This is a genomic window from Fluviicola taffensis DSM 16823, assembly GCF_000194605.1.
GTDB classification, from domain to species: domain Bacteria; phylum Bacteroidota; class Bacteroidia; order Flavobacteriales_D; family Crocinitomicaceae; genus Fluviicola; species Fluviicola taffensis.
The window spans coordinates 2,226,355-2,238,416 of sequence record NC_015321.1; the positions used below are offsets into that span (position 1 = coordinate 2,226,355).

General features: G+C 36.9%; 13 protein-coding genes. All 13 read left to right on the plus strand.

Annotated features, from left to right (window positions below; genetic code table 11):
• The first annotated feature begins 31 nt into the window (after positions 1 to 31).
• The 13 genes from FLUTA_RS09740 to FLUTA_RS09795 all read left to right on the plus strand — a co-directional run bounded on the left by FLUTA_RS09740 (position 32) and on the right by FLUTA_RS09795 (position 12,054).
• Positions 32 to 694, plus strand: a complete 663-nt coding sequence (locus FLUTA_RS09740; protein WP_169312078.1) for a tetratricopeptide repeat protein — start codon at positions 32 to 34, stop codon at positions 692 to 694.
• A complete protein-coding gene (locus FLUTA_RS09745; RefSeq protein WP_083800546.1) occupies positions 603 to 2,417 on the plus strand; it encodes a BatD family protein in 1,815 nt (604 codons plus the stop codon). The genes FLUTA_RS09740 and FLUTA_RS09745 overlap by 92 nt, the downstream gene beginning before the upstream one ends.
• Positions 2,418 to 2,506: 89 nt before the next feature.
• Positions 2,507 to 2,674: a hypothetical protein gene (locus FLUTA_RS21590; RefSeq protein ID WP_013686706.1), complete on the plus strand. Its 168-nt coding sequence runs from the start codon at positions 2,507 to 2,509 to the stop codon at positions 2,672 to 2,674.
• 115 nt (positions 2,675 to 2,789) lie between these two features.
• The gene (locus tag FLUTA_RS09750) at positions 2,790 to 3,392 is read left to right on the plus strand and encodes a fasciclin domain-containing protein (protein ID WP_013686707.1); all 603 of its coding nucleotides are present in this window, start codon (positions 2,790 to 2,792) and stop codon (positions 3,390 to 3,392) included.
• 230 nt (positions 3,393 to 3,622) lie between these two features.
• Positions 3,623 to 5,698, plus strand: coding sequence for a M43 family zinc metalloprotease (locus FLUTA_RS09755; protein ID WP_013686708.1), 2,076 nt, complete (start codon positions 3,623 to 3,625; stop codon positions 5,696 to 5,698).
• 118 nt (positions 5,699 to 5,816) lie between these two features.
• Positions 5,817 to 6,128: a 50S ribosomal protein L21 gene (rplU, locus tag FLUTA_RS09760; RefSeq protein WP_013686709.1), complete on the plus strand. Its 312-nt coding sequence runs from the start codon at positions 5,817 to 5,819 to the stop codon at positions 6,126 to 6,128.
• A gap of 45 nt (positions 6,129 to 6,173) precedes the next feature.
• Complete coding sequence (rpmA, locus tag FLUTA_RS09765) at positions 6,174 to 6,443, plus strand: 50S ribosomal protein L27 (protein ID WP_013686710.1); 270 nt, start codon at positions 6,174 to 6,176, stop codon at positions 6,441 to 6,443.
• Between the two features lie 112 nt (positions 6,444 to 6,555).
• On the plus strand, positions 6,556 to 7,827 hold the full coding sequence (gene serS, locus FLUTA_RS09770) for a serine--tRNA ligase (protein WP_013686711.1): 1,272 nt from the start codon (positions 6,556 to 6,558) through the stop codon (positions 7,825 to 7,827).
• A 175-nt stretch (positions 7,828 to 8,002) separates the two neighbouring features.
• Positions 8,003 to 8,530: a hypothetical protein gene (locus FLUTA_RS09775; protein WP_013686712.1), complete on the plus strand. Its 528-nt coding sequence runs from the start codon at positions 8,003 to 8,005 to the stop codon at positions 8,528 to 8,530.
• A 7-nt stretch (positions 8,531 to 8,537) separates the two neighbouring features.
• Positions 8,538 to 10,367: a tetratricopeptide repeat protein gene (locus FLUTA_RS09780; protein WP_013686713.1), complete on the plus strand. Its 1,830-nt coding sequence runs from the start codon at positions 8,538 to 8,540 to the stop codon at positions 10,365 to 10,367.
• Positions 10,368 to 10,653: 286 nt separating this feature from the next.
• Positions 10,654 to 11,019, plus strand: coding sequence for an NADH-quinone oxidoreductase subunit A (locus FLUTA_RS09785; protein ID WP_013686714.1), 366 nt, complete (start codon positions 10,654 to 10,656; stop codon positions 11,017 to 11,019).
• The gene (locus FLUTA_RS09790) at positions 11,007 to 11,555 is read left to right on the plus strand and encodes an NADH-quinone oxidoreductase subunit B (RefSeq protein WP_013686715.1); all 549 of its coding nucleotides are present in this window, start codon (positions 11,007 to 11,009) and stop codon (positions 11,553 to 11,555) included. The genes FLUTA_RS09785 and FLUTA_RS09790 overlap by 13 nt, the downstream gene beginning before the upstream one ends.
• Positions 11,548 to 12,054 (plus strand): NADH-quinone oxidoreductase subunit C, encoded by a 507-nt coding sequence (locus FLUTA_RS09795; RefSeq protein ID WP_013686716.1) that lies wholly within the window; start codon positions 11,548 to 11,550, stop codon positions 12,052 to 12,054. The genes FLUTA_RS09790 and FLUTA_RS09795 overlap by 8 nt, the downstream gene beginning before the upstream one ends.
• Positions 12,055 to 12,062: the final 8 nt, after the last annotated feature.

Genomic DNA, 12,062 nt, shown 5'->3' on the forward strand with positions numbered 1-12,062 from the left:
GCTACTTCTTTTGTGCACTTTGTGTTTCAACTTGTTTGGTCAAGACTGGAAAGAGACTGTTAACCAAGCTCGGCGGCTCTACAAAAAAGGAGATTACAAAGAAGCGTTAAAGTATTATAAAAGAGCTGAACAGTTAGCCCCAAATGATGTAGATTTGTCACAGGAGATAGGTCAAACAGCTTATAAAGCAAATGATTTTAAAACTGCTTCAGAACATTTTGAGCACTTAGCAAAGACTGCTAAAACGAAACAAAAAGAGATTCAGGCTAAAACAAATTTGGGAGAATCTCGTATGAAGCAGCAAGATTATCAAGGTGCAATTGATACATACAAAGATGTACTAAGGTTGGATCAGGATAATGAAAAAGCCAGACAGCGACTGATGGAAGCAAAACGTTTGTTGGAGCAACAAAAGAAACAACAGGACAAAAAAGACAAAGAGAATAAAAATCAAAATAAAGACAATCAAGATCAGGATCAGCAAAATAAAAGCGATCAGGATAAAAAAGAACAACAAAATAAAAAGCAACAAGATCAACAGTCTCAAGGAAATAAGAGCGAAAAACAAAAGTTAGAAGACAAAGAAACGGAGCGAAAACTAGATGAGTTTAGCAAACAAGAACAACATACAAAGAAAAGATTGGATGGTTCAAAAGGGACAACAGGTGGAAGCAAAGCACGTAAAGACTGGTAGTCAATGGCAGTTTTTAGTTGTATTGTTCACATTAGTGAGCCAGATTTCCCTTGCCCAAAAAACGATTGTCGCTCTTACTTCCGATAAAAAAGAAATCGGTAAAGATGAGCACCTTACTTTTACCATTACTTCGAATGTAGAAGGATCTATGAAAATCGACTATCCAGTTGAGTTCGAAGTTGATTTAGGAGTTATGCATGGAATGGAACAGAAGATGGATCCAAGTGGAAAAATCAAAACCTACTATTACATGCAGCAATCTGGGGCATTTAAAAAAGAAGGAACCTATTCATTTTACGCTTACACCACTTATCGGAATAAAACATATCGCTCAAATAAGATTACAATTAAGGTCAATGAGGCTTCTGAGGAAGATAAGATTAATTCCAATGATCCCGTTTTTGGTGTAATTCAATGTAAAAAATTATGTGTTTATGAAGGAGAGCCCATTTTGCTGAAGGCGAAAGTGTTTTCTTACATGAACATCGAATACTTGGAAGGATATTCCGATTTTAAAGCAGATGTTTCCATGGAGGAGCACACTTTTCCAAACAGCCGGGTTGAAGTAGAACAGACTCGAATTAATGGAAAAGATGCCTTAATGTTTGAATACGGAAAGCAACTTTTAATTCCAATTTCCACTGGAAAATGTCATGTCAAACCTTTTGAAATGGCTTTGCGCTGCCACGGATCAATTTTCTCCAAGACTATTCGTATCCGTTCTTCTGGGCTTGTAATTAATATAAAACCACTTCCTGCAAATGCCCCAACTGATTTTATTGGTGCCGTTGGGGAATACCGATTCTCACAAAAGAATCCAACCAAAGAAGTGAAAGAAGGAGAAGTTTTCACCTTGGAATTAGTTGTTTCAGGGGTAGGAAATATACACAATTCCAATGCTCCAAAATTAAAATTACCTAAAGGCTGTTCGATTTATGGAGATCCTGAAAAATTGGATGATATTGACTTTACAGAAAATGGCTCCGAGGGAATGATTACCTATCGATTCAATATACAAGTATTGAATGACCATGATTTGAATTTTCAAGCGCCTTCGATTAGTTATTTTGATCCCGAAAAGGAAAAATACATCACTATTAGAGGAAATCCCTTTAAAGTTGAGGTTGTCCCAGATAAAACATTCAATGCTGTTATTGTTACAAACCCAACTGATGGAACACATACTGATGTGACGGATTTGAAAAATGGTACCGTAAGAACAAAAGTGACGAAATCTGAATCAAGTTCAATCAATACAAGATTGATACTTGGAATCGTTGCGCCAACAAGTTTATTAGGAGCCTTATTTGTTTTTCTGATGATTCGAAAACGCAAGAAAAAAGATTTAGCAGTTATAGAGGCGAATGATTCCATTGAATTACCAAAAGGACCTGTTTTCTTGGCTGAATCAAAAGAACCTGTTGTTGCAGAAGCAATAGATTATTGGACAGAGGCAGAAAAGCATATAGAGGATCCAAGTGTGTTTGCAATTCTTTTACCAAAAGCAATCATTCAACGTATTGAGAAATGTGAAAAATGCAATTTTCAATCCCGTGAAAAAGCATTTGATCGTTTGCTGGATACTCACCCAGAAATTGCTAAAAGTTTAAGAGAGATTATCGATCTTTGTGATCAGTATCGATACGGATTCGGTGGTGGACACTTGGAAACGAAGGAAATATTCGCTCATACAGAAAAATTATTCAGTCAATTACCATCATAAAGGCTGTTTTTAGTAGAATTTTGTTCTAAAAAATGGTGACTTTTGATTTTTTTACTACTTTTATCCCACAAAACACAAATTAGTACATCATGAGCGTTTTCGGAATAGTATTGTTTCTTTTAATTGGAGGTATGGCATTTTGGATGTTATTATTCTTAATGGGATTTGTTCTTCCTTTTTGGATTTCTTTGGGAATCAGTCAACAAATGCGCCCAAAACGTGTGTTTGAAAAAGAAGATGATTCAGAAGCTAAGTAATTAGCGCTAAACTATATTAGTAAAAACCTAGACATTTTGTCTGGGTTTTTTTGTGCCTCAAAAATCCAAAAAATCACTTGTTTCGTATGTAAATCATAACCTTAAAAGAACAAGTATGAAAAAGTCAATTTTATCGATTACAATTGCTGCTTCAATGACAGCATTTGGAGTATCAAGTTGTGGAGGAAGCGAAGAAAAAATGAACGAAGAAACCAAAACGGAAGAATCTGCTGAAATGCCTGCCGAAGAGCCTGCTGAAGAAGAATCTTTTGTCTTAGTTGGTGGAGCGAAAATGGTTCCTTCGAAAGACATCGTTGACAATGCTGCTGGTTCTGCAGATCACACGACGCTAGTTGCGGCAGTAAAAGCTGCTGGGTTAGTTGAAACATTAAAAGGAGAAGGTCCGTTTACAGTGTTTGCACCAACAAATGAAGCATTCAACAAATTGCCAAAAGGGACAGTTGAAAGCTTATTAAAAGCTGAAAACAAAGGGAAATTAACTTCGGTATTAACGTACCATGTTGTTGCTGGATCTTTAAAAGCAGGTGACTTGAAAGCAGGTCAAACATTGAAAACCGTTCAAGGTGAAAACTTAATGGTAACAGAAAAGGATGGGAAATGGTATGTGAATGGTGCTCAAATCACGATTGCAGATGTTGTTTCATCAAATGGTGTCACGCATGTAATTGATGCGGTTGTACTACCTAAAAAAATGTAATTGAAATCCTAGAATATAACTTTTGCGTGAAAACCGATTTGTCTTTGGCAGATCGGTTTTTTTGTTTATAAGTGAAGCACAATCACTAAAAATGATGAATTTCTGTAAGTTTAGTTAGAAAATCAGGTGTTTCCTAGAGTATTTTAAAATACTAATTTCTCCCTAGTTACTCAGTTTTCAAAAGCGTAGCTTTTTCTTATCTTTAGCAAACTTACTACTCGTTAAATACTATGAAAGGAATTCTTTTGTTCGTTGCATCACTCACATTGTCTAGTGGTTTTGCACAATCCTTGCTTCATTGTGGAAGTGATGAAATGGAAAGCAAATTGTTTCAGGAACATCCTGAATACCAACAAGCTTTTTTACGGTCCAAGAAAAAATTGGAATCGTTTACCAAACAATTTCAGGAAAATCCCACAAAATCTGGAGCCACTTACATTATTCCAGTGGTATTTCATATCATTCACAACAATGGGACTGAAAACATCGATGATTCACAAATTTTTGATGCCGTCAAGCAAGTAAATTTGCAATACCGAAAATTGAATCCAGATACAAATCAAATCGTTGCTGCTTTTCAATCGATTGCTGCTGATGCTCAAATCGAAATTCGCTTGGCACAAATTGACCCTGATGGAAATTGCACTTCCGGAATTACCCGAACAGTTTCTTCTTTGACTTATCCTGGCGATCATCAAGTGAAAAGTTTGATTCATTGGCCTCCTGAAAAATACCTGAATATTTATGTGTGTCTCGATGCTGCTGGCTTAGCTGGGCATGCATTGATGCCTGCAGCTGCAGATACAATTCCTCAATGGGATGGAATTGTTATGCGTCATGATTATGTAGGAACTATTGGCACCTCGGATTATTTCAGAAGAACGGTTCTTTCTCATGAAATAGGCCATTACTTGAATCTATACCACATTTGGGGCGGAAATAACGTTCCTAATTTTTATTACTTACCTGTTGGAAGTGCAGGTAACTGCGCTTATGATGATGAGGTGATGGACACACCGAATACAATTGGTTGGTCTTCCTGCAACTTAAATGCAAATTCCTGTAGTACCTTAGATAATGTTCAGAATTACATGGATTATGCGTATTGTGCATTGATGTTTACAGAAGGACAAAAGGTACGTATGCACGCAGCATTGAATTCCCCCGTAGCTCAAAGAAATAATTTGTGGTCGACTACAAATCTGGCCGCAACAGGAACTAATGATTTAGTGAATCAATTGTGTGAGGTGAAATTCGAATCAAGTAAACAAATAGTTTGTCAGGGAGAAACAGTTTTGTTTAATGACGTTTCGTCTCATGGAGTAACAAGCCGAATTTGGAGTTTTGAATCTGGAACTGTGGCTGGTTCTTCTTCCAATGATACAGCATTTGTCCTATTTAATCAAGTTGGTAGCTTTGATGTTGTTTTGAAAGTTAGCAATGGAGTAGACACCTTAGAACGTGTATTCACTGATTATATAAAAGTAATTCCAGCCCAAGGTTTTGCTCACGGAATAACTGAAGGATTTGAAGATGATTTAACGACATTTTCAGATAAGTGGAATGTGATAGATGTCGGTCAGGCAAGCAATTGGGAAATAACTAACACAGGCTTCCAAAGTAATCAATGTGCTAAGATCAATAATTTTGACGGAGGTTCAAACATGGGGTATGAGTTCTTCTCTGATCCAATGGATCTATCTGGATTTACCAGTTTAGCTGTTGCTTTTGATTGGGCTTTTGCACAACGAACAGTAAATAATGCGGATTTGCTTCAGATTTTCCTCTCAAATGATTGTGGTGTTACATGGCAGGTCAAAAAAACGTATTCGGGTTTAAACTCTCTGAAATCCGTTAATCAGTTATGGACTTTACCATTTACTCCTGCTTCATTGAGTGAGTGGGCTAGTGATACAGCAATCATTAATAATGCTGCCAACTTCACAAATCACACTCAATTGAAATTTCGTTTTGAATCGAAAGGAGGAAATAATTTCTTTTTGGATAACATTCGAATTGGCAAATTAAATGAATTGGGACTACACGAAGTGGGCTCTGAAAACATGCTGGAGGTTTATCCAAATCCAGTTGAAAAAGCAGGATTTGCAACGGTAAAATGGAATGAACAATTGTCTCCAAATGCAATTGAATTGGTAGATGCGCAAGGAAGGGTTGTCTACGAAACGAGCGATGTTGGAGAATCTAATTCCAATCAAATTCCTTTGAAAGAATTAGATTCCGGGTATTATTTTGTGAGGGTAAATGGAATCCAAGGCATTCATTCAGTACCTTTGATATTGAAATAAGTTAAAGGAATAATTGAGTTGTCAGAGCAGTTTTCACTAATATTTTTCTCTTACACAGTGGATTGTTGAAAAACTTTATTATCTTTGCCCTCCAAATTAAAATTTAAAAAATACTGTTATGTACGCAATTGTAGAAATAGCAGGGCAGCAATTTAAAGTGCAAAAAGACCAAAAAATCTTTGTACACCGTTTAGACGCTGAGGCAGGATCAAAAATCGAATTTGATCGTGTTTTATTGGTAGACAATGGTGGGAAAGTTAGTATTGGCGCCCCAGCTATAGCAGGAGCCTTGGTTACTGCTCAAGTAAATGATCACGTTAAAGGTGATACGGTTATCATTTTCCGCAAAAAACGCAGAAAAGGATATGTGAAAAGAAACGGACACCGTCAATCTTTTACACAAATTACAATTACAGGTATTAAAGGGTAATTCATTCAGTTCATCAGCTGATGAACGGATAAAAAATTAGAAAAGATGGCACATAAAAAAGGAGTCGGTAGTTCCAAAAACGGTCGCGAATCACATAGCAAACGTCTAGGAGTGAAAATTTTTGGTGGACAAGCTGCAATCGCTGGGAACATTATCGTTCGTCAACGCGGAACTGCGCACCACCCAGGAGTTAATGTTGGAATTGGAAAAGACCACACATTATACGCAATGACTGACGGAACAGTTGAGTTCCGTAAGAAAAGAGATAATCGTTCGTTTGTATCGGTAGTTCCATTTGAAACTACGGAAGCTTAATCGAATAAAATACATTTTTGATAAAGGCGAATTCCGATAGTTTCGGAATTCGCCTTTTTACGTTTTAATTTACCATCCCGATAACTATTGGGGCCATAAATTCAACTTGTTTATGTTAGAAATGACCAAAATCCGCGCTGAACGTGATGAAATTATCACTGCTTTGAAAAAGCGCAACATCGATGTTACGGAAACAATTGATGCAATTATTGAAAAAGATCAACAATGGCGCGCTGCGAAAACGTCCATGGAATCTATTGCTTCTGAATTGAATAAGATAGCAAAGGAAATAGGTGAATTCTTTAAAACTGGTAAAACTGCAGAAGCTGAAGCGGCAAAAGCAAAAACTGCAGATTTAAAGCAAGATGAGCAGCAGTTGAAAACACAGGTAGATACGCTTGAAAATGACATCACGCAGTTACTTTATCAAATTCCAAACGTTCCGAACACTTTGGTTGTTGCTGGAAAAAATGAAGAAGATAACGAAACAATTGAAGTAGTTGGCGAGCCAGCAGTATTGCACAACAAGGCAGTTCCTCATTGGGAATTAACTAAGAAGTTTGATTTGATTGATTTCGAATTAGGAGTTAAAATTACAGGTGCAGGTTTCCCTGTTTACAGAGGGAAAGGTGCAAAATTGCAACGCGCATTGATTCAGTTTTTCTTGGACGAAGCAGAGAAAGCAGGTTACGAAGAATTCATCGTTCCTCACGTTGTGAATGAAGCAAGTGCTTATGGTACAGGTCAACTTCCAGATAAAGAAGGTCAGATGTATTACATGCCTGTTGATGAATTGTATATGATCCCAACATCAGAAGTTCCATTAACAAATGTGTACCGCGATGTAGTGCTTCCTGATGAGAATTTCTCTATTAAAATGACGAGTTATACTCCTTGTTTCCGACGTGAAGCAGGAAGTTATGGAGCACATGTTCGTGGATTGAATCGATTGCATCAATTTGATAAGGTGGAAATAGTTCGAATTGAGCATCCAAAAAATACAGATCGTGCGTTAACAGAAATGGTGAATCATGTGAAAGGATTATTGGAGAAATTAGGCTTGCATTATCGTATTTTGCGCTTGTGTGGTGGAGATACGGGCTTTGCATCTGCAATGACGTATGATTTTGAAGTGTTTTCTGCTGCACAAGAAAAATGGTTGGAAGTGAGTTCTTGCTCTCGTTTTGACACATTTCAAGCAAATCGCTTGAAATTGCGTTTCAAAGGAAGTGATAAGAAAAATCATTTGGCGCATACATTAAATGGTTCAGCTTTGGCTTTGCCACGAATTATGGCTTCTATTATGGAAAATTATCAAACACTGGATGGAATTGAAATTCCGGAGGTATTGCATAAGTATACCGGATTTACAAGAATCGATTAAGATAAACTCACAAATAATGAAATCCTTTTCGCTTAGGTGGAAAGGATTTTTTGTTTTCCGGACGTTTGCTCTCTCCTTAAACCGCAAAGGAGCTGAGGACTCAAAGTTTAAGACAATTCTTTGCGCTCTTCCATTCTTTGCGGTGAAATAAAATCATTTTATGTAATTTAGTCTCATGCTCAGAATTACATCCCTTCTGGTACTGCTTACATTCTTTTCCTCTTGCGAAAGCAAATTGGGAAAGTTTGAAGAGGATCTACTATTCTCAGTAGCTACGAATGATTCTGTTCAGAAATTACTCCAAGAATTAGATACCAATCAACTCTTAAAATTACGCGGAAAGTCTAAAATGATGCTTTTGAATTTCAATATTGAACTCGGAAATGACACGCTAGATATCGAAACTGCTCATGAAATAGATGGATTTATTCAAAGCTATCGAGCTACCGACTTTTTCACAACAGAAATCCGTCAGCTCAGAATAGCGCAGCAAGAGCAGCGTAAACGACTCCAGAAATTACAAGCAGACATTGAAAATGATGCAGGAGATCGGTCTGCTTATTTTGAGAATGTCCAATTGGAACGAAAAGAAGTGGAGGTAATTCGCAAACATAGTTTGATCTTAGAGAAACAATTTATAGATTTTAAACAATCTTACGAGCAATTTAAACCTACATTTGAGCGTTTTAAAGTCGTACACTAAATAAATCATGAAACACGCATTAATTTTTTGTTGCATTCTTTTCTCCTTTGTCATTTCAGCTCAAACGAGTACGGATCAGCAATTGGCGAATTTGTATTACAACAATGGCGAGTTTGAAAAGGCACTTCCTTATTTTGAGAAAATTCTGACCAAACAAAGTACAAAGTTTGATCAGTTGCGCTATGTGGATTGTTTGGAAAAAACGAATCAAGCAAAAGATGCAGAAAAATTTTTGAAAAAATTGGTTTCGTCCAATTCCAATGATTTTGATTATACGATTGCTCTTGGAGATTTATACGAGCGAACTGAACGCACTTCCCAAACTGAAAAGTTGTATAATGAGAAGATAAAAAACACTACTCAAAATGGCTACGAAGTCATCGAATTGTATAATTCCTTTATCAAAAAAGGGAAAGTTGATTGGGGCTTGAAAACTTTGGAGGCAGGAAGAAAATCACTGAAGAAAAATTATCCCCTACAAATTCAATTTGCTGAAGTCTATTCACTTTTGGGAAGAACTGATGAAATGATTGATGAGTATTTCGATATTTTGGATCAGTATCCAAATTACACAAGCAATATTCAAAATGCCTTAACGAAACAGATTGACTTTTCTGAAGATAAAACAGGTGTTTATCAAAAATTGAAAGAGAAGCTATTGGTGCGGATTCAGAAAAAACCAAACGATTTTGTATATTCTGAGATGCTTATTTGGTTGTTCATTCAAAAGAAAGAATTCAAATCGGCTCTAACGCAAACACAGGCATTAGATCGAAGAGAAAAAGGAAATGGAAACCGTGTTTTGGATTTAGCAGAAACGTGTGTCGAAAACAGCGATTACGCTACGGCGCGTTTGGCTTACAATTACGTAATTGATCAAGGAGCTCAGAATCCAAATTATTATTCAGCCTACAGCGCATTACTTAATATTCGTTACCGTGAAATCACTATCGAAAAAAAGTTTCAAGCTCAAGATATTGTCGACGCTGAAAAAGAGTATAGAAAAGGACTGAAATTACTTGGGTGGAGTAGAAATGCGGTTTATACAGCTAAAGAATTGGCTGAAATAAAAGCCTATTACGGAAATGATGCCAAAGGTGCTGTAGATTTGTTAGATAGTTGTTTGGCCGTTCCTGGATTGTCTGATTTTGAGAAGTCTCAGGTGAAAATGGCTTTAGCAGATGTATTGGTTCTTCAGGATGATATTTGGCAAGCTTCCTTGTACTACATGCAAATCGATAAAGAGTTTAAGTTTGAAGCAATTGGCTCGGAAGCAAAATTCAAGAATGCGCGTATTTTCTACTACGATGGCGATTTCAAGTTTGCACAATCACAACTAGACATCTTGAAGGAATCAACGAGTAAACTAATTGCGAATGATGCGATGAAGCTATCTGTTTTGATTACTGATAATTTGGGCTTAGATAGCAATTATACAGCCATGTATCAATTTGCACAAGCAGATTTATTATTGGAGCAACATCAATTCGATCGCGCATTCAAACTCTACGATTCGATAAACGCAGCTTTCCCTGCACACGGTTTAGCCGATGAAATCCTTTTCCGCAAAGCACAAGCCATGCAATATCAAGGTAAATGGCAAGAAGCGTTGGATTATCTTAACAAAATTGTAATGTTTCACATGGATGATATTTTATCAGATGATGCCATTTTTACAATCGCTGAAATCTACGAGAACAACCTTCAAGACAAAGAGAAAGCAACCGAATATTACAAGAAAATCCTTTTCGAATGTAAAGGAAGTTTATTGACTGTTGAAGCAAGAAAACGGTATCGTGCACTTCGTGGAGATGCTTCTGCTTCAGAAGATTTGTGACTTTCCACTAGGGATTCTATTAGCTTATTTCATTAAATTTTAATCTAAAAACTAAAATATCAGGTAAAATTACCACCCTGATTTAATGGTTTTCTTAAAACCAGATTAAAAACAACCTCACCAATCAACCTTTATCATCGCTATACAAATACTTTTCTTCGACCAACATTTTTACTGGGTTTCAAACCTATTTCACCTGTAATTTAGATTAAATCTAAATAGGTTTTTTCGCCTTTTGTTGTTGTTAAAATGTATTAAATTCGCATGTCTTAAAAAACTAGAGATTATGTCTTCTTCAGAAGATTACTTACCGATATTACTCCAAGCAGGTGTTGCTTTGGGTTTTGTTATACTTGTTTTAGTGGTAGCTCCCATGTTGGGCCCTAGACTAAAAGGTAAAAAGAAAGATGCCAACTGGGAATGTGGTATTGAAGAGGTTGGAAACGCTCGTTTCCCCATCTCCATTCGTTATTTGTTAACAGCAATTTTGTTCGTATTGTTCGATGTAGAAGTTATTTTCTTCTACCCGTACGCAGTAAACTTTAAGTTTTTGCAAATGGATGGACTGGTTGCAGTAATCATTTTCGTGGCATTCTTCCTAACAGGATTTTTCTACGTACTTAAAAAAGGTGCTTTAGAATGGGAAAAGTAGAAATTATAAATGGTGTAGAAACCATTAATGGAGAAGGCTTCCAATTGACATTACTTGATAAAGTGATTGGAGCTGCTCGTGCAAATTCCGTTTGGCCTTTGCCTTTTGCTACTTCGTGTTGTGGTATCGAATACATGGGTACAATGGGAAGTAACTACGACGTTGCACGTTTCGGAATGGAACGTATGTCGTTTTCTCCACGTCAGGCAGATTTATTAATCGTTGCTGGCACAATCTCCAAGAAATTAGCTCCAATCTTGAAACAAGTGTATGAACAAATGGCTGAACCGAAATGGGTTTTGTCTGTTGGTGCATGTGCTTCTTCAGGGGGGATTTTTGATACATACTCCGTTTTGCAGGGAATTGACCGTGTAATTCCTGTGGACGTTTACGTTCCAGGATGTCCGCCAAGACCGGAGCAAATCATCGAAGGATGTATGAATATTCACCGGTTGGTGAAAAGCGAATCACTACGTCGCCGTTATTCAGACGAATACAAACATTTGTTGAAGAAATACGATTTGAACGATGAGTAATTTAACAAACGAAACCGTTTTAGCTCGTCTACAAGAAAAATTCGGTGATGCTATTCGTAATCATGAAGAGCCTTACGGATTATTGACGATTGAAATTCAAGCTGAGAAAGCGCATGATTTAATTGCTTGGTTGAAAGCAGATGATGTGTTGAAAATGTCTTTTTTGACTCTAATTGGAGCAGTGAATTTTCCCAATGATAAAGACCGTGAATTGTGTGTGAATTATCATATTCATTCATTAAGTCACAATGTTCGTTTACGTATTCGAGCTTTTCTTCCAATTGAAAATCCGACGATTAAATCCATTCGTGATATTTACATTGGTGCAGATTGGCAAGAACGTGAAACATACGATTTCTTCGGAGTGATCTTCGAAGGACATCCAAACCTGACAAGAATCTTGAACGAAGATTCAATGGATTATTTCCCGATGAGAAAAGAGTACCATTTGGAAGATGCAACAAGAGAAGATAAAGATGATCGCTACTTCGGTAGGTAAGACGAAAG